The 25,574-nt window shown below is 73.4% G+C and carries 24 protein-coding genes; 18 read left to right on the forward strand and 6 right to left on the reverse strand.

Annotated elements, in window-relative coordinates:
* Positions 1 to 528 precede the first annotated feature (528 nt).
* Genes HNP84_RS04865 through HNP84_RS04875 form a run of 3 tightly spaced genes read left to right on the forward strand, consistent with a single transcriptional unit; the run spans position 529 to position 4,203 of the window.
* A complete protein-coding gene (locus HNP84_RS04865; protein WP_185048142.1) occupies positions 529 to 1,521 on the forward strand; it encodes a LacI family DNA-binding transcriptional regulator in 993 nt (330 codons plus the stop codon).
* Positions 1,522 to 1,534: 13 nt separating this feature from the next.
* Positions 1,535 to 2,743, forward strand: a complete 1,209-nt coding sequence (manD, locus tag HNP84_RS04870; RefSeq protein ID WP_185048143.1) for a D-mannonate dehydratase ManD — start codon at positions 1,535 to 1,537, stop codon at positions 2,741 to 2,743.
* Positions 2,740 to 4,203, forward strand: a complete 1,464-nt coding sequence (locus tag HNP84_RS04875) for a mannitol dehydrogenase family protein (protein WP_221335864.1) — start codon at positions 2,740 to 2,742, stop codon at positions 4,201 to 4,203. The genes manD and HNP84_RS04875 overlap by 4 nt, the downstream gene beginning before the upstream one ends.
* On the opposite strand, the gene HNP84_RS04880 is transcribed toward HNP84_RS04875, so the two are convergent.
* Positions 4,175 to 5,374, reverse strand: coding sequence for an FCD domain-containing protein (locus tag HNP84_RS04880; protein WP_221335865.1), 1,200 nt, complete (start codon positions 5,372 to 5,374; stop codon positions 4,175 to 4,177). The two genes, HNP84_RS04875 and HNP84_RS04880, sit on opposite strands and share 29 nt — an antisense overlap.
* 180 nt (positions 5,375 to 5,554) lie before the next feature.
* Here HNP84_RS04880 and HNP84_RS04885 point away from each other — a divergent pair, with 180 nt between their 5' ends.
* From HNP84_RS04885 to HNP84_RS04910, 6 genes are read left to right on the forward strand one after another with little or no spacing between them, the layout of a single operon-like run.
* Positions 5,555 to 6,841 carry an ABC transporter substrate-binding protein gene (locus tag HNP84_RS04885; protein ID WP_221335866.1) on the forward strand — a complete coding sequence of 429 codons (1,287 nt, stop codon included), beginning with the start codon at positions 5,555 to 5,557 and terminating at the stop codon, positions 6,839 to 6,841.
* Between the two features lie 44 nt (positions 6,842 to 6,885).
* The gene (locus HNP84_RS04890; RefSeq protein WP_221335867.1) at positions 6,886 to 7,773 is read left to right on the forward strand and encodes a carbohydrate ABC transporter permease; all 888 of its coding nucleotides are present in this window, start codon (positions 6,886 to 6,888) and stop codon (positions 7,771 to 7,773) included.
* Positions 7,770 to 8,594, forward strand: coding sequence for a carbohydrate ABC transporter permease (locus tag HNP84_RS04895; RefSeq protein ID WP_185048145.1), 825 nt, complete (start codon positions 7,770 to 7,772; stop codon positions 8,592 to 8,594). Before HNP84_RS04890 ends, HNP84_RS04895 begins: the two co-directional genes overlap by 4 nt.
* 27 nt (positions 8,595 to 8,621) lie before the next feature.
* Entirely contained in the window at positions 8,622 to 10,586 is a 1,965-nt protein-coding gene (locus HNP84_RS04900) for a DUF8034 domain-containing protein (protein ID WP_221335868.1), read from the forward strand.
* Positions 10,587 to 10,600: 14 nt separating this feature from the next.
* Entirely contained in the window at positions 10,601 to 11,377 is a 777-nt protein-coding gene (locus tag HNP84_RS04905) for an RraA family protein (protein WP_185048147.1), read from the forward strand.
* Positions 11,374 to 13,254: a right-handed parallel beta-helix repeat-containing protein gene (locus HNP84_RS04910; protein ID WP_185048148.1), complete on the forward strand. Its 1,881-nt coding sequence runs from the start codon at positions 11,374 to 11,376 to the stop codon at positions 13,252 to 13,254. The genes HNP84_RS04905 and HNP84_RS04910 overlap by 4 nt, the downstream gene beginning before the upstream one ends.
* A 74-nt stretch (positions 13,255 to 13,328) precedes the next feature.
* On the opposite strand, the gene HNP84_RS04915 is transcribed toward HNP84_RS04910, so the two are convergent.
* A complete protein-coding gene (locus HNP84_RS04915) occupies positions 13,329 to 14,228 on the reverse strand; it encodes a fumarylacetoacetate hydrolase family protein (protein ID WP_312923781.1) in 900 nt (299 codons plus the stop codon).
* A gap of 124 nt (positions 14,229 to 14,352) precedes the next feature.
* On the opposite strand from HNP84_RS04915, the gene HNP84_RS04920 reads away from it, so the two are divergent.
* The 8 genes from HNP84_RS04920 to HNP84_RS04955 all read left to right on the forward strand — a co-directional run bounded on the left by HNP84_RS04920 (position 14,353) and on the right by HNP84_RS04955 (position 22,231).
* Complete coding sequence (locus HNP84_RS04920) at positions 14,353 to 15,093, forward strand: FadR/GntR family transcriptional regulator (protein ID WP_185048150.1); 741 nt, start codon at positions 14,353 to 14,355, stop codon at positions 15,091 to 15,093.
* Positions 15,086 to 15,853 (forward strand): enoyl-CoA hydratase/isomerase family protein, encoded by a 768-nt coding sequence (locus tag HNP84_RS04925; protein ID WP_185048151.1) that lies wholly within the window; start codon positions 15,086 to 15,088, stop codon positions 15,851 to 15,853. The genes HNP84_RS04920 and HNP84_RS04925 overlap by 8 nt, the downstream gene beginning before the upstream one ends.
* A gap of 36 nt (positions 15,854 to 15,889) precedes the next feature.
* Entirely contained in the window at positions 15,890 to 17,080 is a 1,191-nt protein-coding gene (locus HNP84_RS04930) for a CaiB/BaiF CoA transferase family protein (protein ID WP_185048153.1), read from the forward strand.
* Complete coding sequence (locus HNP84_RS04935) at positions 17,077 to 18,213, forward strand: extracellular solute-binding protein (RefSeq protein WP_185048154.1); 1,137 nt, start codon at positions 17,077 to 17,079, stop codon at positions 18,211 to 18,213. The genes HNP84_RS04930 and HNP84_RS04935 overlap by 4 nt, the downstream gene beginning before the upstream one ends.
* A complete protein-coding gene (locus HNP84_RS04940) occupies positions 18,198 to 18,941 on the forward strand; it encodes an SDR family NAD(P)-dependent oxidoreductase (RefSeq protein WP_185048155.1) in 744 nt (247 codons plus the stop codon). The genes HNP84_RS04935 and HNP84_RS04940 overlap by 16 nt, the downstream gene beginning before the upstream one ends.
* Positions 18,938 to 20,038: an aldose 1-epimerase family protein gene (locus HNP84_RS04945; RefSeq protein ID WP_185048156.1), complete on the forward strand. Its 1,101-nt coding sequence runs from the start codon at positions 18,938 to 18,940 to the stop codon at positions 20,036 to 20,038. Before HNP84_RS04940 ends, HNP84_RS04945 begins: the two co-directional genes overlap by 4 nt.
* 32 nt (positions 20,039 to 20,070) lie before the next feature.
* Entirely contained in the window at positions 20,071 to 21,003 is a 933-nt protein-coding gene (locus HNP84_RS04950; protein ID WP_246517808.1) for an amidohydrolase family protein, read from the forward strand.
* Between the two features lie 94 nt (positions 21,004 to 21,097).
* Positions 21,098 to 22,231, forward strand: coding sequence for an ABC transporter permease (locus HNP84_RS04955; protein ID WP_185048157.1), 1,134 nt, complete (start codon positions 21,098 to 21,100; stop codon positions 22,229 to 22,231).
* Here the strand turns inward: HNP84_RS04955 and HNP84_RS04960 are convergent.
* The 3 genes from HNP84_RS04960 to HNP84_RS04970 are packed head-to-tail and all read right to left on the reverse strand — an operon-like array spanning position 22,228 to position 24,180.
* Positions 22,228 to 22,659, reverse strand: a complete 432-nt coding sequence (locus HNP84_RS04960; RefSeq protein WP_185048158.1) for a RidA family protein — start codon at positions 22,657 to 22,659, stop codon at positions 22,228 to 22,230. The two genes, HNP84_RS04955 and HNP84_RS04960, sit on opposite strands and share 4 nt — an antisense overlap.
* Complete coding sequence (locus tag HNP84_RS04965) at positions 22,656 to 23,390, reverse strand: alpha/beta fold hydrolase (protein WP_185048159.1); 735 nt, start codon at positions 23,388 to 23,390, stop codon at positions 22,656 to 22,658. The genes HNP84_RS04960 and HNP84_RS04965 overlap by 4 nt, the downstream gene beginning before the upstream one ends.
* Entirely contained in the window at positions 23,377 to 24,180 is an 804-nt protein-coding gene (locus HNP84_RS04970; protein ID WP_185048160.1) for a class II aldolase/adducin family protein, read from the reverse strand. Before HNP84_RS04970 ends, HNP84_RS04965 begins: the two co-directional genes overlap by 14 nt.
* 117 nt (positions 24,181 to 24,297) lie before the next feature.
* Between HNP84_RS04970 and HNP84_RS04975 the strand changes: the two genes are divergently transcribed.
* Complete coding sequence (locus HNP84_RS04975) at positions 24,298 to 24,885, forward strand: helix-turn-helix domain-containing protein (protein ID WP_221335869.1); 588 nt, start codon at positions 24,298 to 24,300, stop codon at positions 24,883 to 24,885.
* Between the two features lie 23 nt (positions 24,886 to 24,908).
* Here HNP84_RS04975 and HNP84_RS04980 read toward each other — a convergent pair whose 3' ends face one another.
* The gene (locus HNP84_RS04980) at positions 24,909 to 25,346 is read right to left on the reverse strand and encodes an Lrp/AsnC family transcriptional regulator (RefSeq protein ID WP_221335937.1); all 438 of its coding nucleotides are present in this window, start codon (positions 25,344 to 25,346) and stop codon (positions 24,909 to 24,911) included.
* Positions 25,347 to 25,574: the final 228 nt, after the last annotated feature.

The raw sequence follows: 25,574 nt of genomic DNA on the forward strand, positions 1-25,574 counted from the left end.
TCCGCACCTGTGCGGCCGTCGGCTCGTCCTGTTCGCGGAAGGGGCCGGGGGTGCCGCAGGTCGTGCACGCTCTCACCTGCCTGGCCGGTGGTCTGTTCGGTTCGGGGTGGGGGCTGGGCGGGCCGCAGGCCGTGCACGTTCTCACCTACGCGGCCGGTGGCCCGTCTTGTTCGGGGTGAGTGCCCGGTCCGCCGCACGTGGTGCGCGTCCACGCGCGCTTGGCATCGGCCGGCCGGGATGGGCTGCGGTCGCGTCGGTGTGCGTGGCCACCGTTGCGGATGGCTGTGCCAGGGTGGGCTCGGCGTGTGGTGCGGGCGTTCCGGCTCGGGCGCGCGTCCGCCGTATGGCCTCCGCCTACGTGTGGGGTGGGGCGGGGCGCGGCGCTGTCGCGGGAGGCGTGTGTGGGGAGGCTTGGACGGCGGTGGCGCCGTGGCGGGCCGGGGCGGGCGGCGGCCGGGGTGGCGTTCGGCGTGGGTGGCATGGGGTGTGCGCGCCGATGACCGCGTGGGAGAGGGACGGGGGTTTGTGATGGGGGCGACCATACGGGACGTGGCTCGGGTGGCCGGGGTTTCGCCGTCTACCGTGTCGCGGGCGTTGGCGGACTCGGCGTTGGTGAATCCGGCCACGGTGGAGCGGGTGCGGCGGGCGGCGGCCAGTTTGGGGTATGAGCCGAATCCGGTGGCGCGGGGGCTGATCACCGGGCGTACCGGGAATCTGGGGCTGATCGTGCCGGATCTCGCCAATCCCTTCTTCCCGGGCGTGGTGAAGGGGATGCAGGCGCGGGCCCGGGAGGCCGGGTACGCGGTGTTCGTGGCCGACACCGACGAGGACGCCGGGCTGGAGGCGCGGCTGGCGCGGAAACTGGCCAAGCAGGTGGACGCGCTGGTGCTGTGCTCGCCGCGGCTGAGCGACGATGAGCTGCTGGCGCTGGCGGCGGACGTGCGGCTGGTGCTGCTGCACCGGAGGGCGGGGGACGTGCCGGCCGTGACCGCGGACAACGCGGGCGGGATGCGGCACGCCGTCACCCATCTGACCGCGCTGGGGCACCGGCGGATCGGCCTGGTGGCCGGGCCGGTGTCGTCGTGGTCGAACGAGGAGCGGGTCGCGGGGCTGCGTGCGGCCGTCGCCGGGGCCGGGGCCGAGCTGGCCGAGCTGGGCAACTACGCGCCGACCTTCGACGGCGGGATCGCCGCGGCCGACATGGTGCTCGCCTCGGGGGTGAGCGCGGTGGTGGCGTACAACGACGTGATGGCGCTGGGCCTGATGAGCCGGTTCGCGGCGCGCGGCGTCGCGGTGCCGGCCGGGATCAGCGTCGTGGGCTGCGACGACATCCCCCAGGCCGCGATGTCGGCGCCGCCGCTGACCACCGTCGCGGTGCCCAAGGAGCAGATCGGCCGGGCCGGGGTCGATCTCGTGCTCAGGATCGTGGACGGCGAGGACCCGCCGCGCAGCGGGCGCGAGCTGGACACCCAGCTTCTCGTCCGCGGCAGTACCGGCCCTGCCGTACGGACAACCGACTAGGAGGACTCCCCCAGTGAGAATCACGGACGCGCGGGTGATCGTGACGTGTCCCGGCCGCAACTTCGTCACCTTGAAGATCTTCACCGACGAGGGGGTGACCGGGGTCGGCGACGCCACGCTCAACGGGCGCGAGCTGACCGTGGCCTCCTACCTCACCGACCACGTGGTGCCGCTGCTGATCGGGCGTGATCCGGCGCGGATCGAGGACACCTGGCAGTACCTGTACCGGGGCGCGTACTGGCGGCGCGGCCCGGTGACCATGAGCGCCATCGCCGCGGTGGACACCGCGTTGTGGGACATCAAGGGCAAGGTGGCCGGGCTGCCGGTCTACCAGCTTCTCGGCGGGCGCTCCCGCGAGGGCGTGACGGTGTACGGCCACGCCAACGCCGAGACGGTGGACGAGGTGCTGGAGGAGGTCGCGCGCTACCGCGACCTGGGCTACAAGGCGGTGCGGGTGCAGACCGCCGTGCCCGGCCTGGATGCCACGTACGGCGTGAGCAAGGACAAGATGTTCTACGAGCCCGCCGACGCGGCCCTGCCCTCGGAGTCGGCCTGGTCCACCGAGCGCTACCTGGACTTCGTGCCCTCGGTCTTCGCCCGGGTGCGGGAGGAGTTCGGGCCCGACCTGAAGCTGCTGCACGACGTGCACCACCGGCTGACCCCGATCGAGGCGGGCAGGCTCGGCCACGCGCTGGAGCCGTACGCGCTGACCTGGATGGAGGACCCGGTCCCGGCCGAGCTGCAGGAGGGGTTCCGGCTGCTGCGCACCCACACCCGCACCCCGATCGCGGTCGGCGAGGTGTTCAACTCGATCTGGGACTGCCACACCCTGATCACCGAGCAGCTCATCGACTACATCCGGGCCACGGTCGTGCACGCGGGCGGCATCACCCACCTGCGCCGGATCTTCGACCTGGCCGCGCTGTACCACGTGCGCAGCGGCTCGCACGGCGCGACCGACCTGTCGCCGGTGTGCATGAGCGCGGCGCTGCACCTGGACGTGAGCATCCCGAACTTCGGGCTGCAGGAGTACATGCGGCACACGCCCGAGACCGACGAGGTGTTCCCGCACGGCTATTGGTTCGAGGACGGCTACCTGCACCCCTCGGAGGAGCCGGGGCTCGGGGTGGACATCGACGAGGAGCTGGCGGCGCGGTATCCGTACCAGCCGGCGTACCTGCCGGTGAGCAGGCTGATGGACGGGACGGTGCACAACTGGTGAGCGGGAGGCTGGCGCTCGCCGAGCTGCCCCGGCTGCGCCGGTCGGGCCGGGTCGCCGTGCCCGGCCACGACCCGGCGGCGCTAGGCGTGGGCATCGTGCACCTCGGGCTGGGCGGGTTCCACCGCGCCCACCAGGCCGTCTTCACCGAGGACGCCGCCACGGCGGGCGGCGACACGCGCTGGGGGGTGTGCGGGGTCACCCAGCGCTCCGACGACGTGGTGCGGCGGCTGCGCCCGCAGGACGGCCTGTACACGGTGCTCGCCCGGGGGCCCGGCGAGTTGTCGGCGCGCGTCGTCGGCACGCTGCGCGAGGTCCTGTACGCCGGCGCCGAGCCGGACGCCGTCTTCGCCCGCATGGCCGACGAGCGGGTGCGGATCATCACCCTCACGGTGACCGAGAAGGGCCACCGGCGCGGCGCGGACGGCGGGCTGGACCTGGCCGACCCCGTGGTCCGGGCCGATGTGGCGGGCGCGGGGCCGCCGGTGAGCGCGGTGGGCCGGCTGGTGCGCGGCCTCCAGGCCCGCTGCCGCGCCTCGGGCGCCCCGGTCACCGTGATGTCCTGCGACAACCTGGTGGCGGGCGGCGAGGTGCTGCGCCGGCTGGTGGCCGACTTCTGCGCCGCGCTCCCGCCTGCCGAGGGCGGGCCGCTGGCCGGGTGGATCGAGACGTCCGTGCGCTTCCCGTCCAGCGTCGTGGACCGGATCGTGCCGGCCGCGACCGGCGCCGACCGCGCCGACGCGGCCCGGCTGCTCGGCGTGCGCGACGAGGGGGCGGTGGCGGCCGAGCCGCACCGGCAGTGGGTGGTGCAGGACGACTTCGCCGCGGACCGGCCGCCCTGGGAGCTGGCCGGGGTGGTGCTGACGCCGGACGTGGCCCCGTACGAGGCGGTCAAGCTGCGCCTGCTCAACGCCTCGCACTCGCTGCTGGCCTATCTGGGGGCGCTGCGCGGCCACGAGACGATCGCGGCGGCGGTGGGCGATCCCGAGCTGGCCGGGGCCGCCGAGCGGCTGATGCTGGAGGACGCCGCGCCGACCCTGGCCGTGCCCGACGGGCTGGACCTCGCGGCGTACCGGCGGGGCGTGCTGGAGCGGTTCGCCAACCCCGCGCTGCCCGACCGCACGGTCAGGGTGGCCATGGACGGCTCGCAGAAGCTGCCGCTGCGGCTGCTCGGCACCGCGCGCGACCGCCTCGCCGCCGGGGCGGTGCCGCGCTGGGCGGCGCTCGGCGTGGCCGCCTGGATGGCGTACGTCGCCCGCGCCGCCGCCGACCCGGCCCTGCCGCTGGACGACCCGATCGCCGACCGGCTGTGCGAGGCCGCGAGCGGCGCCGCGGACGCGCCCGCGCTGGCCCGCCGCCTGTTCGCCGTCGAGTCGGTCTTCGGCCGGGACCTGCCGGAGGACGAGAGGTTCACCTCGGCCGTCGTGGAGCGGCTCACGCCCCTGCTGCGGGGCGCCATCTGATGCGCGCCGAGCGCCCGCCGCGACCGCGCACCTCGGCCACCGGGCGGAGGCGGCGCGGCGGGGCCTCGCGCAGGTGGGTGCGGGAGCCGGCGCCGCGGGCGTGCGCGGCGAACAGCCGCGCGGCCTCCTCGGGGTCGCCGGACGCCAGCGCGCCCAGCAGTTCGGCGTGGTGGTCGGCCATGGCCCGCCAGTCGCCGCTGTAGAGGGGGTTGCCCACGACGTGCAGCCCCCACAGGCTCGGCTCCAGCGCCCGCCACACCCGGGGCAGGAAGGAGTTGCCGCAGGCGGCGGCGACGTGGCGGTGGAAGGCCATGTCGGCCTCGCGGAAGTCGCCGATGTCGCCCTGCTCGGCCGCCTTGCGCATCCTGGCGACGTCGTCGCCGAGCAGTTGCAGGGTGCGCGGCTGGATGCGGGTGGCCAGGTTGCGGGCGGCGAACTCCTCAAGCAGCACCCGCACCTCGCGCACCTCGCGCGCCTGCTGGGCGGAGATCTCGGCGACGTAGCTGCCCCGGTGGGGGAGGTAGCTGACCAGGCCCTCGTGCGCCAGCCGCTTGATGGCCTCGCGGGCGGGGGCCTGGCTGGTGCCCAGCCTGCGCGCGATCTCCGACTCGACCAGCCGCTGCCCGGCCACCAGCTCGCCGGAGACGATCCAGCGGCGCAGCAGCGTGTAGACGCGGTCGGACAGCAGTTCGCGGGTGAGGATCTCGGGCGGCGCCTCCGGCGGCAGGGCCGCGACGGGGCCGGGCTCGCCGCCGTCGTCCTTGCGGCGCTCCTGCCAGATGCGCGACACGGTGGACTGCGACAGGCCCAGGGCGCGGGCCAGGGAGCGGGTGGAGGGCATGGCCCCGCCGCCCCGCCGGGCCTCCTCGATCGCGGCGGTGATCAGCCGCTCGGCCTCCTCGCGGTCCACGCTGCGCGGCCTGCCGGGGCGCGGGGCGTCGGTGAGGCCGTCGAGGCCCTGCTCCACGAACCGGTCGCGCCACTTGCCGGCCGTGGCAGGGCTCACCTTCACCTGGGCCGCGACCTCCTTGCCGGACAGGCCGTCGGCGAAGGCCAGCACGATGCGGCTGCGCACGGCCAGCGCGCCGCCGGCCTGCGTGGCCCAGGACAGCAGCGTCGAACGCTCCTCGTCGCTGAGCGCGAGGGCGCCGCGGGGGGCTTGGGTAGTCACCCCACAAGCTTAGCGATTTAAGACTCAGTTCGGGGCGAAGCAACATACTTTTCCCGCCCCTGTCACATCGAATGCCCTCTTGACGGCGGTTCCGCCCGCCAAGTATTAAAGAATCGTTACTCGATTATTGACCCATTAGAAGTTGTGAGCGCGGGGGCTCGCACAGGGTGAGGAGGCGTAATGCGGCCACGACACGCGAGCCGGGCACGGGCGGGCGCGCTGCCCGCCGCCGGCGTCCTGATGACCCTCGTGCTCGCCGGGTGCGGCGGCGGGGGCTTCGCCGGCGAGGAGCGGGCGCAGAGCGAGGGCGGCACCACCGAGGTGCGGATGCTGGTCAACATCACCCCGAACCTGACCCAGACGTACTGGGAGGGGCTGGTGAAGACCTTCGAGCAGGCCAACCCGGGCATCGACGTGAAGATCGAGGCGCCGTCCGGCAAGGGCGTCGCCGACACCCTCCAGCAGCAGCTCGCCGCGGGCAACGCGCCCGACGTGGTCGAGACCCTGATGGCCGATGAGACCCTCGCCCCGCAGATGCTCGACCTGAGCGACCAGCCCTGGGTGAAGGACACGCCGCTGGCCCAGGAGGCCGCGCTGGACGGCAAGATCTACACCGTCGGCGTCGGCGAGCAGGCCCAGTCGCTGGTCTTCTACAACAAGACCGCGTTCGACAAGGCCGGGATCACCGAGCCGCCGAAGACCTGGGACGAGCTGACCGAGGCCATGGGCAAGCTCAAGGACGCCGGCTACCTGCCGCTGCGCACCGCGGGCGACTTCGTCACCGGCCTGCAGCTCCTCCAGCTCAGCGGCCCGGCCAAGGCGGTCGCCCACCCCAACTGGTACCAGGACGTCAAGGCCGGCACGCTCAAGGCGGGCGAGTCGATGCTGCCCTACCTGGAGCGGTACAAGAGCTGGCTGGACAAGGGCTACCTGGACAAGAACGCCCTGGGCCTGAAGTACGCCGACGCCGAGGCGTCCTTCCTGTCCGGCAAGGCCGGCATGTACGTCATGGGGAGCTGGTTCACCGCCGCCGAGGCCGACGCGAAGAAGGACTTCGAGGTCGGCGTCTTCCCCGCCCCCGTGGACGAGGGCCAGTCCTACCCCGGCCCGCAGGGCGCGACGATGGCCGCGCCGTACATGATCCTGAAGTCCACCCCGCACAAGGACGCCGCGCTCAAGCTGGTCCAGTGGCTGGTCACCGACAAGGCCGCGGTCGCCAGCCAGCTCCAGCAGGACGGCAACTTCCGCACCGGCGTCGAGCGCGAGTTCACCCCGCTGGAGCGCGAGGTGCAGAAGATCCTGGACGAGGCGCCGGCCAAGGTCGCCCAGGGCGAGGGCTACGGCGCCGACACCCTGCCCAAGGGCTTCAACTCCGCCTGGAACACCGAGGTCCAGGGCCTGTACGTCGGCAAGTCGCCCCGCGACGTCGCCACCGCCGTGGACCGGTGGCTCGACAGCCGTTCCTGACCGGTCTGTCGGGTGACAAGGTCCGTCACGTAACAAGGAGAGACATGCGCTCCGGCATCGCACGCGGGCAGGGCCTCGCGACGGCGATCATGGTCGTCCCCGCGACCGTCCTGTACGCGGTCATGCTGGTCGTCCCGGTCGGCCTGGCGTTCTACCTGAGCCTGACCGACTGGGACGGGTTCAGCGCGAACCCGGCCGTGGTCGGGCTGGACAACTACGGCAGGCTGCTCGGCGACCCCGAGCTGCGCCGCGCGGCCCTGGTCACGCTGCTCGTGGCCGGGGCCGGCACGGCCGGGCTGAACCTGCTCGGGCTCGGCTTCGCCCTGCTGGTCAACGGCAGGTCGCGGGCCAACACCTTCTTCCGGATGGTGCTGTTCTACCCGCACGTGCTCAGCGCCCTGGTCGTCGGCTTCCTGTGGAGCGCGATCCTGGGCACCACGGGCGCGGTCAACAGCTTCATCACCCAGCGCGGCGGCGAGGTGCTGCCGTTCCTGTCCGACCCCGCCTGGGCCACGGTCACCATGATCGCGGTGCTGGTCTGGGCCGGGTTCGGGGTCAACGTGGTGCTCTACCTCGCCGGGCTCCAGGCGGTGCCGCACTCGCTGATCGAGGCCGCGCAGATCGACGGGGCCACCCGCTGGCAGACCTTCCGCAACGTGACGCTGCCCGCGCTGGGCCCGTCGGTGACCGTCAACGTGGTGCTGTCGCTGGTCACCCTGCTCAAGACCTACGACCTGGTGGTCTCGCTCACCGCGGGCGGGCCGGCCGGGCAGACGCAGACGGTGGCGTACCTGATCCTGTGGAACTCCTTCCACGACGCCCGGCTCGGCTTCGGCTCGGCGCAGTCGGTGGTGCTGATGGTCGTCACCGCGGCGCTGGCCTTCGTGGTCACCCGGCTGCGGCGGCGCGGCGAGACGGCGGCGCACCAATGAGGCGCTACGCGCGGCTCGGCTTCCTCGCCGCCACCACGCTGTTCATGCTGGTCCCGCTGTACGTCCTGGTGGTCAACGCGTTCAAGCCGCAGCAGGAGATCCTGGCCTCGCCCTTCGGCCTGCCGCTCGACGGGCTCACCTTCGAGTACCTGGCCAAGGCGCTGGACAACCCGCAGTTCGACATCTTCCGCGGCTACGCCGTGACGCTGCTGTTCGTGGTGTCGGTGAACGTGCTGTCGGTGGTGCTGGCGGGACCGGCGGCGTACGTCATCGCGCGCAGCCCCAAGCGGCGCTTCCGGGTGCTGATGCTGTTCTTCCTGGCCGGCACGTTCATCCCGAGCCAGGTGCTGGTGATCCCGGTCGTGTACGTGCTCAAGACGCTCGGCCTGATGGGCACGATCCGCGGCTTCGTGCTGTTCGAGACGGTGCTCACGCTGCCGTTCTCGATCTTCCTGTACGCCGGCTACATCAGCACCATCCCGGCCACCCTGGACCAGGCCGCCAACGTGGACGGCGCCGGCCGCCTGCGCACCTTCTGGCGGATCATCTTCCCGCTGATGCGCCCGGTCGTGGCCACCATGGTCATCCTGAACACCTTCTCGGTGTGGAACGACTTCGTGAACCCGCAGATCATCCTGGGACCCGGCAGCGGCCTGTACACGGTCACCACCGGCGTCTACGCGGCGGTCAGCCAGTACTCCACCGACTACACCGTCGTGTTCCCCACACTGCTGCTCGCCATCGCCCCGCTGCTCGTGTTCTTCGTGATCATGCAGCGCCACATCATCAGCGGCCTGACCGCGGGTGCCACCAAGGGCTGATTCGAAGGGCTGACTCGAAAGGCTGACATGACCGACAACCTGCCGCGGGTGGTCGCCGACGTCCCGCTCGGCCCGCCGCCCGCGTGGGCCGTGCTGCAACGCCGCCTGTTCGACGCGCTGGACGAGGCGTGGCGGGCCTTCGCCGCCCGCTACTGCGAACCGGACGGACGGCTGACCTACCACGGCCCCGCCGCCAGCCGCGACGGCGCCGACGACTTCTACGAGGCGTTCTTCAACTGGCCGACGCTCTACCGGCTCGGCGGCGCCGACGACCTGCTCGACGCCGCCAAGCACCACTGGGAGGGCGTGACCGCGCAGCTCACCGAGCTGGGTTACCTGGTGGACGAGTTCGAGCGCGGCTACGACTGGTTCCACCAGGGCGAGTCGCTGCTGCTGTTCTACGAGATCTGCGCCGCCGACCCGCGCGACGCGGCCTTCCGCGAGCGGGCGTACCGGTTCGCCGAGCTGTACCTGCCCGGCTCGCCCACGGGGAACTACGACCCGGCCACCGACACCATCCGCGCCCCGCACAACGGGGCCTGCGGGCCCCGCTACGGCATCAACGAGGAGTGGTCGTCCTACCACGCGGGGCTGGCGAGCATGCGCCCGTACGGGCTGCCGCTGCCGGACGTGCCGGGCGTGACGACCTGGGCCGACCTGGAGGACCCGGACAAGGCCGCCCGGATGGGCGCGGCCATGCGCGAGCGCATCGGCCGCGGCGACGTGGCGGTCAACCTGGCCGCGACCAGCCTGGCCGTCAACGCCTGGCTGTACGGCCACGAGGAGCGCTTCGGCGCCTGGGCGCTGCGCTACATCGACGCCTGGCGGCGGCGCGCGGAGGACAACGGCGGGATACTGCCCGACAACGTCGGCCCGTCCGGCAAGGTCGGCGAGCTGCACGGCGGCCGCTGGTACGGCGGCAACTACGGCTGGCTGTGGCCGCACGGGATCTACAGCGTGGGCGCGGCGGCGGCCGTCGCCGCGGTGAACACCGTGCTGCTCACCGGGACCACCGACCGGCTGGACATCGGACGCGGCCCGCTCGACACGGTGCTGCGGCACGGCGTGCGCGGCGCGGTCACCGAGACCGAGATGAGCATCCGAGACCGGTGGCTGGCCGAGCTGGGCGAGGACGCCTCCCGGCCCACGCTGCTGGTGCCCAACCGGCACGGCGACGCGGGCTGGTTCGACTACCAGCCGCCGCAGCTCGGCCTGCCGCTGTGGCTGTGGCAGGCCGGCGGCGACCCCGCCGACCTGGAGCGCATCGAGCGGATCAGGCGCGAGAGCGGGTACGACTGGCGCCCGGTGCGGCACTTCCGCAACAAGGAGGAGGCCGGGCACGAGGCGCCGTGGCTGGCCTACCTGCGCGGGGAGAACCCCGGCTACCCCGAGGCCATGCTCACCGCCGCGCTCGGCCAGGTGGAGCGGCGGATGAAGCTCATCGACGCCGACCGCGCCGACCTGGGCGAGATCCACGTGCACCACTGGCAGCGGCTCAACCCGGTGCTCACCGAGGCGCTGCTCCAGCTCACCACCGGCACCCCCCAGGTGCTCTACAACGGCGGGCTGCTGCCGACCCGCCTGGCCTACTTCGACGCCGAACGGCGCAGGCCCGGCCTGCCGCCGGACGTGGCCGCGCTGGTGGACGCCTCCCGGCCCGACCGCGCCGGGGTGGAGCTGGTCAACCTGGGCCTCACCAGGGCCAGGCGGCTGGTGGTCCAGGCGGGCACGTACGCCGAGCACGCCTTCACCGCCGTGTCCGCGACCACCGTGTCCGCGACCACCGTGTCCGCGACCACCGTGTCCGCGACCGCCGGGCCCGGCTACCCCGGCGACCCGCGCGCGTACACCGCGCCGGAGGTCGTGACCGCGCGCCGGGAGGTGGCGGTCGGCGGGCCGCGCCTGGAGGTCGTCCTGCCGCCCGGCACGCGGGTCCACCTCGACCTGCGCATGACCCCCCACGCCAACCGCGCAGCACACAACCACCTGTAGGGAGTTCACCACCAGTGGATGACATCACGCCCGACGGCGCCGTCTGGGATCTGCCGATCCGGGGGGAGGCGCCGGAGCGCCCCGATCCCGCCCTGGTCGAGCGGCTGTCGCGGGTCAGCGCCGCCACCGCGTGCGCCAAGCTGCACGCGCAGGGCATCAGGCGGACCTTCGTGGAGGGCCCGCGCCCGATCGAGGCCGGGCAGAAGGTCGCGGGGCCCGCGCTGACTCTGCAGTTCATGCCGCAGCGCGAGGACATCGCCTCCGGCCTGGGCCAGGAGTACGTGGAGCGGCACACCGCGCTGTGGGCCGCGCTGGAGGCCGTGCGTCCCGGCGACGTGCTGGTGGTGCAGGCGTACGGGAGCGCGTTCACCGGCTGCTTCGGCGACATGCTGGTGCGCTACTTCAAGCAGAAGGGCGGCGCCGGGATCGTCGTGGACGGCCGCATCCGCGACGCGCCCCGGGTGCGCCGGCTCGGCGTGCCCATCTGGTGCACCGGCTTCACCCCGCACTACGCCTCCCAGTCGGAGCTGTTCCCGTGGGCGTACCACGTGCCGGTGGCCTGCGGCGGGGTGCTGGCCCTGCCCGGGGACCTCGTGGTGGCCGACGACGACGGCGCCGTGATCGTGCCGCGCAGGCGCGCCGAGTCGGTGGTCCAGGCCGCCGCCGAGCACGAGCAGTGGGAGCGGTTCAGCCGCTCCCGCATCGAGGAGGGAGGGGCCCTGTCCGACTACTACCCGCTCACCCCCGAAACCCGCGCCGAGTACGAGCGCTGGAAGGAGAACGCACGATGAACCGGCTGAAATACCTCAGCGTGGCCGCCGCGGCGGTGCTCACGCTGAGCGGCGCCGCCGTCCCCACGCAGGTCCAGGCGGCGCCGAGCGACTGCAAGCCCGTCGAGTTATGGGTGGCGCCCGGCGGCGACGACCGGGCCAAGGGCAGCCAGGACCGCCCGTGGAAGACGGTGGAGCACGCCCGCGACGAGGTGCGCCGCCTGACCAAGAACATGCGCTGCGACATCGTGGTCAACCTCAAGGCCGGCGACTACCCGGTGGAGAAGACCATCGACTTCGGTGAGCAGGACTCCGGCGCCAACGGGCACCGGGTGATCTACCGCAGCGCCGACGGGCCGGGCAAGGCCAGGCTGCTCGGCGCCAAGCAGATCACCGGCTGGCAGCCCTACAAGGACGGCGTCTACAAGGCCAAGGTGGACCGCAGGTTCTACACCCTCTTCGAGGAGGGCGTACGGGCCACCACCGCGCGCTACCCGAACCGCAAGTCCGAGACCGAGTGGGGCCCGTACCTGTTCTCGATCCTGGGCGAGCCGGAGAAGGAGGCGGTGCGCCAGTGGCTGTACTTCAAGCCGGAGGACGTCCCGGCCGCCTGGGACGCCGACTTCGACAAGAACGCCCAGATCGTGGTGTGGTCGGGCGGTAGCTGGAGCTGGTTCACCGACACCGTGCCGATCGGCGGGGCCGACTTCCGCAAGAACTTCTTCACCCTCAACCACTGGGCGCGCTACGCGTTCGTCAACAGCCGCAGCGGCTCGCGCTACTTCCTGCAGAACACGCTGCGGTTCCTGGACCAGCCGGGCGAGTACTACTTCGACTTCGCCGCCGGCGAGGTCTACTACCGGCCCCGCTCCGGATCGATCGACAACGTGAAGATCATGGCCCCGACGGTCAGGACGATCCTCAACATCGCGGGCAGCAGCCCCGAGGCGAGGGTGCAGAACCTCACCTTCGAGGGCCTGGCGCTGCAGTACTCCGACTTCGTCGAGTGGTACCGCTCGGGCTGGATCAGCGAGGGCGACTCCGGCTACGAGCACAAGTACCCGGTCTACGACCGGCAGATCGAGATGCCGCGCAACCGCTTCGGCACGATCACCGTGACCAACAGCCGCGACATCGACCTGCGCAAGCTGCACATCTCCGACACCGGCTACACGGCGGTCTACCTGCTGTTCGCCAACGAGCGCGTCCGGGTCTCCGACAGCCTGCTGGAGAACATCGGCAACGACGGCATCAAGGTCGAGGGCGGCTACCCCGGCGAGGGCGACATCTCCCACGGCCACGTCTTCACCAACAACTACATCCACCACATCGGCGAGCTGGTCCCCGGCGACAGCGCGGGCGTGGAGCTGATGAGCACCGGCCGCAACGAGGTCAGCCACACCGTCGTGCGGCACGGCGCCCGCTACGGCGTGAGCCTGGAGTCGCGCCCCGAGGTCAAGCCGGAGGACAACTACACCTACGACAACGTCTTCAAGTACATCCGGCTGGAGGAGCTGGGGCTCGACAGCGGCGACATGGGCGCCTTCTACACCTACGGCGTCAGCAACTTCGAGCCGCACCAGATGCGCAACCACGTCTCGCAACTGGTCGTGGGCGACGTGATCCCGGACGCCTCGATGCCCGACAGCGGCACCCGCGGCGTGCACATGGACGCGGGCGGCTGCGGCTTCACCTTCGAGAACATCGAGGTCGGCAAGGTCACCGACGACAAGTACCAGAGCTACCAGTGCAACCAGGTCACCAACGCCAACTGGCTGCAGGGCTTCGACCCCTCGAAGATGGAGTACGACAAGATCGGCGTGACCGCCGACTTCCCGTACCCGATCCCCGCTCCGGCTCCCACGGCCACCCCGACGGCGACCCCGTCGGCGGACTGAGCCCCGCGCGCGCGGCGCTTCACCCCGTGCGCGCACACCGGCCCGCCCGGCGATCCCGGGCGGGCCGGCCGCCGTCAGGGGGCGAGCCAGGTGAGGGACTTCTTGCCCACGACCACCGTGCTGGTCAGGGTGCCGACCTGGGCGATGGAGATGGTGATCTCGTCGTCCGCGGCCAGGGTGAACGGCAGGTCGGGGACCAGGCAGGTGCCGGTGGCCAGCACCGCGCCGTCGGGGAAGACGTCCTCACGGAACAGGTAGCCCACCAGGTCGTCCAGGCGGCGGTGGAGCTGTCCGGTGCTCGCCCGGCCGGTCCAGGCCACCCCGCCGTCGCGGCGGATCGTCAGCTCGATGTCCAGCGCGTACGGGTCGGCGATCTCCCAGGCGGGGCGGATCGCCGGGCCGACCGCGCAGCCGCCGAGGTAGATCTTGGCCTGGGGGAGGTAGAGCGGGTTCTCGCCCTCGATGGTCCGCGAGCTCATGTCGTTGACCACGGTGTAGCCGGCGATCTCGCCGTGGCTGTTGAGCACCAGGCCCAGCTCGGGCTCGGGGACGTCCACGCCGGAGTCGGCGCGGATCGAGACGGTCTCACCGTCGCCGGTGACCCGCCAGGCCGTGGACTTGAAGAACAGCTCGGGGCGCTCGGCGTCGTAGACCAGCTCGTACACGTCGGCGGCGCGCTCGCTCTCGACCACCCGGGCCTCGCGGGAGCGCTGGTAGGTGACGCCGGCCGCCCAGACCTCCATGTGCGCGTCCACCGGCGGCAGCAGGCGCACGGACGCGGTGTCGTGCCGCGGGCCGTCGGCGGCCTCGCAGCGCTCGCGCAGCTCGCCGGTGGTCAGGCGAAGCAGCTCGCCCAGGTGCCGTACGCCGGTCAGCTCGGTGACGGTGCCGCCCTCGGCGACGCCGATCGCGGGCTGGGCCGAGGGGCGGGGGGCGCCGGAAGCCTGCGCGGGGACGAAGCGGACGATGTGCACGGGGAACCTCTTTCTCGCTCGCGTGTCCCCTTGACCGTATCGTGTCCGGCTTCATCAGATGAAGATAAAACTTCATCAGATGAAGGTCTGGTCAGCGGAACCGCACTCCGGTAGGGTCGGCGCTGTGATCGAGGCCGAGGCCGGCAGGGCCTACCCAGGTGGCGCGCGGCACGGGCGGGTGGTGCACTCGCTCGGCCGGCAGATCGTCACCGGCGAGCTGGCCCCCGGCGACCCGCTGCCCGTCGAGGAGCGGCTGGTGGCCGAGCTGGGCGTGGGCCGGTCGGCGGTGCGCGAGGGCGTGAAGGTGCTGGCGGGCAAGGGCCTGCTGGAGAGCCGCACCAGCGCCGGCACCCGCATCCGCCCGCGCGAGTCGTGGAGCCTGCTCGACCCCGACGTTCTGGGCTGGCGCTTCGAGCCCGGCCCCCGCCCCGAGGACGTGCGGCTGCTGGCCGACCTGCGGGTGGCGCTGGAACCCGGGGCCGCCCGGGTGGCGGCCGAGCGGGCCGACGCCGCCGGCATCCGCGGGATCGACGAGGCGCTGGCGGCCCTGTACGCCACCGCCGACGACCCCGACGCGTTCATCGAGGCCGATCTCGCCTTCCACCGGGCCGTGTTCGCCGCGAGCGGCAACGACCTGCTGCTGCACGCGTACGAGATGATCAGCATCGCGCTGCGCTCCGTGCGGCACGTGCACACCCGGGTGGTCAGCCACAACAAGGAGACCCTGCCCGGCCACGAGCGGGTGGCGCTCGCCATCCGCCGGCACCACCACCGCAAGGCCGAGGAGGCGATGCGCGAGGTGGTGGAGGTGGCCCGCGCCGATGCCGAACGAACTGCGATGGACGCGAAGGACGCACATGACTGACATCCGCTGCGAGGTGGACGGGCACGTCGCGGTGCTCACCCTGGACCGCCCCGCCAAGCTCAACGCGCTCACCCCCGAGATGGCCGCCGACCTGCACGGCCACGTGACCGCGCTCAACGCCGACCGCGAGGTCAGGGCGGTGGTCCTGACCGGCGCCGGGGAGCGGTCCTTCTGCGTCGGCAGCGACATCCGCGAGCTGGACGGCTACGAGGAGCCCTGGGACTTCCGCAACCGGGGCGACTACGGCGACTCCATCCGCGCCCTGCGCAAGCCGGTGATCGCCGCCGTCAACGGCTACGCCTACGGCGGCGGGCTGGAGCTCGCCATGGCCTGCGACATCCGCCTGGCCGCCGAGACCGCCACCTTCGCCGCGCCGGAGATCAAGCTCGGCTGGATCGGCGGCAGCGGCCAGTCGGCCCTGCTCGCGCACAGCATCGGCCCCGGCAACGCCGCCGTCATGCTGCTCACCGGCGACCCGATCGACGCCGCCCAGGCGCTGGCCTGGGGCCTGGTCAGCCGGGTGCTGCCGCAGGCCGAGCTGCTGGACGCCGCCCGCGAGCTGGCCGCGACCATCGCCGCCAGGGCCCCGATCGCCGCCCAGACCGCCAAGGCCAACCTGCGCGCGGCGTACACGATGCCGCTGGACCAGGCGATCCAGTACGAGCGCGACCTGCAGACGATCTGCTTCGCGACCCAGGACGCCGCCGAGGGACGGGCCGCGTTCGCCGAGCGCCGCGCCCCCGAGTTCAAGGGCCGTTGAGGCCCCCGAGTTCAACGGGCCGTTGAGAGGGAGAGCATGGGGATTCTTTCCGGATACCGGGTCGTCGACCTGTCCATCGCGATGGCGGGTCCGCTGGCGGCCATGCGGCTGGGCGACCTCGGGGCCGACGTGGTCAAGGTCGAGCCGACGACGGGGGAGTGGCAGCGCTCCGCGCCCGCGGGCGGGGCCACCGGCAACCAGGTCAACGCCTCTTTCCTGTCGCTGAACCGCAACAAGCGCAGCCTGGCGGTGAACCTAAAGAGCGAGCAGGGCCGGGCGATCGTGCACGACCTGGTACGGCGCTCCGACGTGTTCTTGCAGAACTACCGGCCCGGCGTGGCCGAGCGGCTGGGCATGGACTACGCCACGATCAGCGCCATCAACCCGAAGATCGTGTACGTGTCGATGTCCGGCTACGGCGAGTCCGGCCCGTACGCCGACCGCCCCGGGCAGGACCTGCTGCTCCAGGCCCTCAGCGGCGCGATGTTCAGCGTCGGCCGCGACGGCGACCCGCCCGCGCCCGCCGGCACGTACGCCATCGACGCGATCACCGCCTACAGCGCCTTCGAGGGCGCGCTCGCCGCGCTGCTGCACCGCGAGCGCACCGGCGAGGGCCAGCTCGTCAGCGTGAACATGCTCGACGCGGCCATCGCGGTGCAGATGCAGGAGCTGAGCGTCTTCACCGTGGGCAAGGTGCCGCAGCGGCGCGGCGCCGAGCCGCACGGGCACACCTACATCCGCGCGCCGTACGGCGTGTTCGCCACCAAGGACGGCTACCTCGCCCTGGCGATGCCCCCGCTCGACGTGCTCGGCGACGCGCTCGGCCTGCCCGAGCTGGCCGCGATGGAGACCGACGTGGACGGGCACACCCGCCGCGACGAGATCACCGCGATGGTCCGCGAGCAGTTGCCGCGGCGCACCACGGCCGAGTGGCTGGAGCTGTTCGACGCCCGCGGCATCTGGGCCGGGCCCGTCAACTCCTACGCCGACCTGCTCACCGACCCGCAGGTGCGGCACAACGGCTCCTTCGTCACCTACGAGCACCCCACCGAGGGCACGGTGACCACGCCCGGCTTCCCCTACCGGTTCAGCGCCACCCCGCCCGAGGTCCGCGCCGGCGCGCCGCTGACCGGCCAGCACACCGGTGAGATCCTGGCCGAGCTGGGCTATCCGGACGAGAAGGTGGCCGCGCTCGCCGAGGCGGGCGTCGTGGCCGCGCGGTCATGAGCGCCACGGTCGAGCTGCGCGGGATCACCTGGGACCACCCGCGCGGATACGCGCCGCTGGAGGAACTGGCCCGCCTCGACGCGGCGGGCGAGACCCCGTACGGCGCCGTCCCCGCCCCGATCCGGTGGGACCGCCAGCCGCTCGAAGGGTTCGAGTCCACGCCGATCGCCGAGCTGGCGCGGACGTACGACATCATGATCGTCGATCACCCGGGGCTCGGCGCCGCCATCGGCGCGGGCGCGCTCGCGCCCATGGACGAGCTGTTCCCCGCCGCCGAGCTGGACGCCTGGCGGGCCGGGACGGTCGGGCCGTCCTACGCCAGTTACAGCTTCGACGGCCGGGCCTGGGCGCTGCCGCTGGACGCGGCCACCCAGGTCTCCGCCGCCCGCCCCGAGGCCGTCCCGGACCCGCCCCGCACCTGGGACGAGGTGCGCGAGCTGGCCCGCGAGGCGCCCGTCGCGCTGTGCCTGGGCGGGCCGCACGCGTACCTGATGTACTCCGCGCTGCGCGTGGAGCGCGAGGACCCCGCCGAGGCCCTGGACCTGATGGCCGCGCTGCTCGGCCACGCCGACCCCGGGCTGAGCGCGCGCAACCCGATCGCCGTGCTCGGCGCGATGGCCGCGCCGGGCGGGCCAGCGTACTGCCCGCTGGTGTACGGGTACGTCACCTACAGCTCCCAGGCAGGAAACCAGGGCCCCCTGGCCTTCCACGACGCGCCCGCCTGGACGCCCGGGGGACGGCCGGGCAGCGTGCTGGGCGGCACCGGCCTCGCCGTGTCGCGGCGCCGCCTCGGCGACCCTGGGGTGGCCGATGCGGTACGGGCGCACCTGCGCAGGCTGATGTCCGAACCGGTGCAGCGGCGGCTGTTCCCGGAGACCGGCGGCCAGCCCGCCGCCCGCGCCGCCTGGCTGGACCCGGAGGTGAACGCGCGCACCGGCGGTTTCTACCGCGACACGCTCGCCACCGTCGAGGCCGCCTGGGTGCGGCCCCGGTCGCCGGGCTACATCGCCTTCCAGGACGCCGCGTCGCGGGTGCTGCGCGAGGGCCTGCTCGCCCGCGCCCCGCACCGCGCGATCCTCGATGAGCTGGGCAGGTGTGAGGAGGAATGGAGGACACGATGCGCATCGCGCTGATCACCGGTGCGGGCGGCGCGCTCGGCCGCGCCACCGCGCTGCGGCTGGCCGCCGACGGGTACGCCGTCGCCGCCCTGGACGTGGACGAGAAGGCCGTGGCCGAGACCGCGCGCCTGGTGGAGGAGGCGGGCGGCACCGCGTTCGGGCACCCCGCCGACCTGCGCGAGGCCGCCGCCATCGAGGCCGCCTTCGACGCCGCCGAGGAACGGCTGGGCGGCACGGTCACGGCGCTGGTCAACAACGCCGCGATCTACCCGGCCCGCCCGTTCCTGGAGGTGCCGCTCACCGAGTACGACGACGTCGTGGCGGTCAACCAGCGCGCGTACTGGATCGCCGCCCAGACCGCGGCCCGGCGCATGGTCGCGGCCTCGGTGCCGGGCGCGATGGTGAACATCGCCTCCATCACCATGCACGGCGGCTGGTCGGAGCTGACCGCGTACGTCGCGACCAAGGGGGCCGCGGTGACGCTGACCCGGGCGCTCGCCCGCGAGCTGGGCCCGCACGAGATCCGGGTCAACTGCGTGTCGCCGGGCGCGTTCCCGACCGCGGCCGAGACGATCCACCCCGACCCGGAGGCGTACACGCGGTTCGTCCTGGAGCGCCAGTCGCTCCAGCGGCGCGGCAGGCCGGAGGAACTGGCCGCCGTCGTCGCGTTCCTTCTCGGCCCGGACTCGTCCTTCGTGACCGGGCAGACCATCGAGGTCAACGGCGGATGGGTGATGACATGAAGCTGCACGGACAGCAGTACGGGCCGCGCGAGCTGGCCGCGCACGCCGGCGACATCGCCGCGGCGGGCGGGGTGCGCCTGGTCACGCTGGGCGACGGCGTCGAGCGGGGGATCAGGGCCCTGGAGTTCCGCACCGGCACCGGGCTCGCCTTCGACGTGCTGGTGGACCGCGCGATGGACATCGGCGCGGCCGAGCACGCCGGGCGGGCGTTCGGGTGGCGCTCGCGCACCGGCTTCCGCAACCCGGGCCTGCACGAGCACGGCGACGAGGACGGCCTGTCCTGGCTGCGCTCCTTCTCCGGGCTGATCGTCACCGGCGGCCTGGACCACACGCTGTTCGGCGGCGAGGTGGACGCCTCGGAGTATCGGTACCCGCCCAAGCGGACCACCCGGCACGGGCTGCACGGCCGGGTCGGCAACATCCCGGCCCGGCTCACCGGCTACGGCGAGCGCTGGGAGGACGAGCGGTGCGTGCTGTGGGCCGAGGGCGAGGTGCGGCAGGCGGCGGTCTTCGGGGAGAACCTGCTGCTGCGCCGGCGGATCGAGGCCGACCTCGGCGGCGACGAGATCCGGCTGATCGACACCGTGACCAACCCCGGCTTCGACCCGATGCCGCACATGTTCCTCTACCACATCAACCTGGGCTGGCCGCTGCTGGAGGAGGGCGCCCGGTTCCTGGCCCCGGTCAAGGAGACCGTCTGGCAGACCGACAGCGTCGCCGAGCAGGGCGTGGACAACTGGACCATGCCCGCGCCGCTGCCCGGCTTCGTCGAGCAGGTCTACGAGCACGCGCTCGTCGCCGACGCCGCCGGGCGCACCGGTGCCGCGCTGGTCAACGACCGGCTCGGGCTCGCGGTCAGCGTGGAGTGGCACGCCGCGGAGTTCCCGCACTTCTTCCAGTGGCTCAACCTGCGCGCCGGCGACTACGCGCTCGGCATCGAGCCGTCCACGCACGCCGTCGCCGGCGACGCCGCCGCCCGCGAGGACGGCAGGATGATCTGGCTCGGCCCCGGCGAGTCGCGCGGCTACCACACCTCCTTCCGCGTCCACCAGGGCGGCGAGGCCGTCGCCGCGCTCGAAAGCCGCTTCGCCCGGTGACCGGTGACACGGACACGGGCAAGAACACGGGCATGAACACGGGCATGAACGCGGGCATGAACACGGGCATGAACGCGAGCATGGACACGAGCATGGAATCAGGCGGAGACGGGCGCGTGGACGCCCACCACCATGTGTGGGACCTGGGCGTGCGCGACCAGCCGTGGATCAGCGGCGAGGCGATGGCGCCGATCCGGCGTGACTTCACCCTGGACGACCTCGCGCCGCACGCGCGGGCCGCGGGCGTCACCCGCACGGTGCTGGTGCAGACCGTGCCCGACCCCGGCGAGACGCCGGAGTTCCTGGCGCTCGCCGCCTCCTCCCCGCTGGTGGCCGGGGTGGTCGGCTGGGTGGACCTCACCGCGCCCGGCGTGCCCGGCGCGCTGGCCGCGCTGCGCGAGGGCGACGGCGGGCGCGCCCTGGTGGGGATCAGGCACGGCGTGCAGTCCGAGCCCGACCCGCGCTGGCTGTGCCGCGACGACGTGCGCGCCGGGCTGGCCGCGGTGGCCGAGGCGGGTCTCGTCTACGACCTGCTCACGCTGCCGCACCAGCTCCCCGCCGCGGTGGAGACCGTACGCGCGCTGCCGGGCCTGACCTTCGTGGTGGACCACCTGTCCAAGCCGCCGATCGCCGCCGGCGACCTGGAGCCGTGGGCCACCCGCATCCGGGAGCTCGCCGCCGCGCCCAACGTCTACTGCAAGCTGTCGGGCATGGTCACCGAGGCGTCCTGGGAGAAGTGGACGGTGGACGACCTGCGCCCGTACGCGGAGGTGGTGCTGGAGGCGTTCGGCCCGGAGCGGGTGATGTTCGGCTCCGACTGGCCGGTGTGCCTGCTCGCCGCCTCGTACGCCGACGTGGTCACCGCCGCCGAGGCCCTGACCGCCGCGCTGACCCCGGCCGAGCGGAAGGAGGTCTTCGGCGGCACCGCGACCCGCGCGTACGGCCTGGACGCGGCCGGCGTGTAGCCCGCCGCTTCGTCGCGTGCCCGCACGGAGTACCGGGGATTACCGGCATTCGTGACCCTTGCCAGGCTAGGGTGTCGAGGCGGAGGAGGCGAATGTGAATCCGACGCAACCGCCCGGCCCGGTCTTCGGCGTTCCGCTCGCGGCGGCACCCCCCGCGGCGCCGCGGGACCGCCTGATCGTGCACCTCGCCTGGGAGGGCGTGCTGCTGTTCTTCGCGATGGTGCTGCTCGTGGCCCTCCTGGTCACCACGCCGTCGCAGCTCCTGGCGAACCTGTTCCCGCAGGCCGGGATCTCCGGCCTGCTGGCCGCGGCGGTGGCGTTCTCGCTGCGCACCGGCGCGCCCAACCTCGCCGCGGGCGGGATGGCCGTGCTGACGTCCGCGCTGATCGGCGTGTTCGTCGTCCAGGCCGGTATGCCGCCGGCGGCGGCGTTCGCGCTGGCGCTCGTGCTGGTCACCGTGGCGGGGCTGGTCCTCGGCGCGCTCGCCGCGGTGCTGTCGGTCCCCGCGTGGGCGGTCACCCTGCTCGGCGGGGCGGTCCTGGAGTGGCTGGCGTTGGGCCTGGTCGGCGGGCGGGGAGTGCCGGTGCCGTCCCCGATCGGCGACCCGGGATGGCTATGGTTCCTGCTGTTCGCGCTGGTGTCGATCGGAGGCGGCCTGCTCTGGCTGGTCCCCGGCGTGCGCGCGGCGCTGAGCGGCGCGCGCCGTCCGGTCGCCGACCCCGGCAGGTGGGCGGGCCTGGCCGCCGGGGCGGGGGCGCTGGCCGGGATCGCGGTCAGCGGCCTGCTCGCCGCCGTCGCCGGTCTCGCCCTGGTCACCCGGCTCCACGGCACCACCGTCGGCAGCGGGCAGAGCCTGCTCCTCAGCGCCCTCGCCGCGGCCCTGCTCGGCGGCACGAGCCTGTTCGGCCGCCGCGCCGGGGTGGCGGGCACCTTCCTCGCCGTGCTGATCGTGACCTCGGTGACCTCGCTGCTGCTCTTCCACGGCGCGCCGACCTGGATGACCGGCCTGGTCACCGCGGTTCTGGGCCTGCTCGGCCTGGGCGCCGTCCGGCTCCTGGAGTCGCTCCAGCCCGTCGCGGCCCCCGTCCAGGTGGCGTTCGCGCCCCCGCCGCCGCCCCAGTCTCCCCCGTCCTCGTTCCCGCAGTCCTCGTCCCCGCAGTCCCCGCCCCTGCCGTCCCCGCCCCCGCCGTTCTCGTCTCCGCCGCGGGGGCCGGGGGAGCCCGGCTAGGGCAGCAGGGCCGTGGCCTCGACCTCGATCAGCCAGCCGGGCAGGCCGAGGGCCTGCACCCCGAGCAGGGTGCTGGCGGTCAGCGGCCACGGCTCGCCGTAGACCTCCTGGGCCGCGCCGAAGATGACCGGCACCAGCTCGGGGCGGTGGTCCACGACGTAGATGTTGTGCCGGACCATGTCGGCCGGGGTGGCGCCGACGCCCTCCAGGGCCAGCTTGACGTTCAGGAACGCCTGCCTGGCCTGGGCGGCGTAGTCGCCGGGGCCGACCAGCTCGCCGGAGGCGTCCAGCGCGACCTGGCCCGCGAGGTAGGCGGTGCGGCCGGCCGGGGCGATCACGACCTGGGAGTAGAGGTTCTGCACCGGAGGGCACAGCGCGGGCGGGTTCACCCGGGCCAGCGCCTCGCGGCCGGGGGCCGTGGCGGTCATGCGGTCGTCTCCGTCCGGGCGGGCACCCCGGCGAGCAGCAGTTCCGCCAGCTCGGCGGGGCGGCTCACCTGGGCGAAGTGGTGGGAGTCCAGCTCGGCGACCGGGAGGCCGAGCGCGCGGAACCGGTCGGCGGTCTCGGCGAACGCCGGGAAACGCAGGCAGCGTACGAACATGGCGGGCAGGCCCTCGGGGCGCGCCGGGCCGGGCAGCGGCTCGCTGTGGGTCCGCACCGGCATCGGGGTGGCGCGGGCGCGCACCCACTCGGCGTCGCCGGGGTCGTCTACCCCCATCGCGGCCGGGTCGAGCGGGCGGGCCATCCCGCCGCCGCCCTCGGCCAGCTCGGCGAACACGTCGGGCAGCCACGGCACCAGGTCGAAGCAGGACTGGCCGGGCTCGGGCGCGAACGCGTCCAGGTAGACCAGCGCCGCCACCCGCTCCGGGGCGTGCCCGGCCACCCCGGAGATCACCATGCCGCCGTAGCTGTGCCCGACCAGCGTCACCCGCTCCAGGCCCTCGCGCTCCAGGTAGCCGAGCAGGTCGTCGAGGTGCGCGGACAGCCCGATCTCCGCGCCGCGGGGATCGCCGGCGCGCTCGCCCAGGCCGGGCAGCGTGGGGGTGTGCACCTCGTGCCCGGCCGCCTCCAGCAGCGGTCGCAGCCGGGACCAGACCCAGCCGCCGCCCCACGAGCCGTGCACCAGCACGTACGTCCGGGGCGCGTCAGTCGAGGACATCGGGCTCCTCCTCGAAGATCAGCGACGACAGGAGCTGGAAGTTGTTGCGGGCCATGTTCGCGCTGCCGAACTGGCGGTGCGCGACCTCGGCCTCCTCGTCGGTCATGATCCGCGGGGTGCCGGCGGCCTCGGCCAGGAGCTGCATCTCGCAGGCGCGGTTCATGGCGATGAACCACCAGGCGGCCTCCTCCACCGTACGGCCGACGGTGAGCAGGCCGTGGTGGCGCAGGATCGCGGCCCGCGCCGAGCCGAGGCGGGCGGCGATGCGCTCGCCCTCGTCCCGCTCCAGCACCAGCCCCCGGTACTCGTCGAACAGCACGTGGTCGCGCCAGAACGCGCACGACTCCTGCACGATCGGGTCGAGCGGCCGGTCCAGCGCGGCCCAGGCGCGGCCGTGGATGGTGTGGGCGTGCGCGACGGCCACCACGTCCGGGCGGGCCTCGTGGATGGAGGAGTGGATCCAGAAAGCGGCCTTGTTCGTACGCCGCGTGCCGTGCGCGATCCGGCCCTGCGCGTCGATGAGCAGCAGGTCGCTCACCTTGATCCGGGAGAAGTGCACGGAGTAGGGGTTCACCCAAAAATGGTCGGTCAGCTCCGGGTCGCGCGCGGTGATGTGGCCGGCGACGCCCTCGTCGTAGCCGTACCTGGCGAAGATTCGGAAGGCGGCGGCGAGCTGCCGCTTGCGGTGCAGCCGCTGCTCCTCGATCGGCGCCGACGCGTACGTGGGCGCCTCGTCCAGGTCGAGTTCGGGGGGCGGGCCGCCGGCCGCGCTCTGCGTGGAGATCGTCATGGTGTCTTCCCTTCGACGTGTGCTCAGGATGTGACCCCGTTCACCTCCGCGTCAACCTCTGAGGCGAATCACTTTGCCTCGGAGGCAAAAATGAGCCGCGATCACTAGACTTCCTCCGTGACCTCTCGGGAGCTGCCGGACGATCCGGAGAAGCGGGTCGCGGCCCGCCTCGGCGAGCTGCGCCGCGAGCGCGGGCTGACCCTGACCGCGCTCGCCGAGTGGACCGGCATCTCCGCGGCCCACCTGTCGCGCATGGAGAAGGGCGAGCGCCAGCCGTCCATCGGCTCGCTCATCCAGCTCGCGCGGGCGTACGGCGTGTCGCTGGGCGAGCTGGTCGGCGACGAGCGCTCCCACGAGCACCACGTCGTGCGCGGCGCCACCGTCCCCGTCCACGAGGGCCCCGACGGCCCCTACGCCATGATGACCGGCCTCGGCCCCCGCTCCGCCCTGGAGGCCGTGCGCCTGGAACTCACCGCCGACCGTCCCCGGCACACCGCCTCCCACTCCGGGGAGGAGTGGCTGTACGTCGTGCGCGGCGAGATCGTCGCCCGCATCGGCGCCGACGAGGTCACCCTGACCGCCGGCGACGCCCTGCACTTCGACGCCGAGGCCCGCCACTCGCTCTGGTCCCGCAACGGCCCCGCCACCGTCCTCATCGTCTCCGTGGCGCCCCCGTCCCCCCGCCTCCCGCACGGCCCCGCGTAGCGGTCCGCCCCGTGCGGGGCCGGTCAGGGGCGGCGCAGCGGGGCGACCTCGTCGAAGATGACCGTGGTCTGGGTGTTGACCACCTCGGGCATCGACTGGAGCCGTTCCAGCACCATGTCCCGCAGCTCGCGCGAGTCGGCGGCGCGCACCAGCAGCAGGATGTCGAAGTCGCCCGTCACCAGCGTGGCCAGCTCCACCGACGGCACCTCGTGCAGGCGGTCGCGGAACGCGCGCCAGCTCTGCTGACGCAGCTTCACCGCCACCCACGCCGACAGGCCGTAGCCGTAGCGCTCCGGGTTGACGGTCACGGTGAAGCCGGTGATCACGCCCTCGCGCTTGAGCCGGTCCAGCCGGGCGTAGGCGTTGGCCCGGGAGATGTGCAGCCGGGCCGCCAGGTCGCGCACCGAGGCCCGCCCGTCGCGGCGCAGCAGCTCGATCAGGCTCCGGTCGATCGCGTCCAGCCGCGCGGGCCCGGGGTGCGGCGAACGTGCCGCCTGGGTGGGCCCGGGGTGCGACGGAGGCGCCGCCGGGGTGGGCCCGGGGTGCGACGGAGGCGCCGCCGGAGCAGGTTCGGGGTGCGGCGGGCGTGCCGCCGGGGTGGGGTCCGATGCCAACCGTCCAGCCCTCCTGGGTCCATAGGGGAGCCGCCGCGGACGAGTGGACCCCGGCCGGGCGTCCGGCGGCCGATC

Origin of the sequence: Thermocatellispora tengchongensis (assembly GCF_014202315.1) — a bacterium.
Classification (GTDB): Bacteria; Actinomycetota; Actinomycetes; order Streptosporangiales; family Streptosporangiaceae; genus Thermocatellispora; species Thermocatellispora tengchongensis.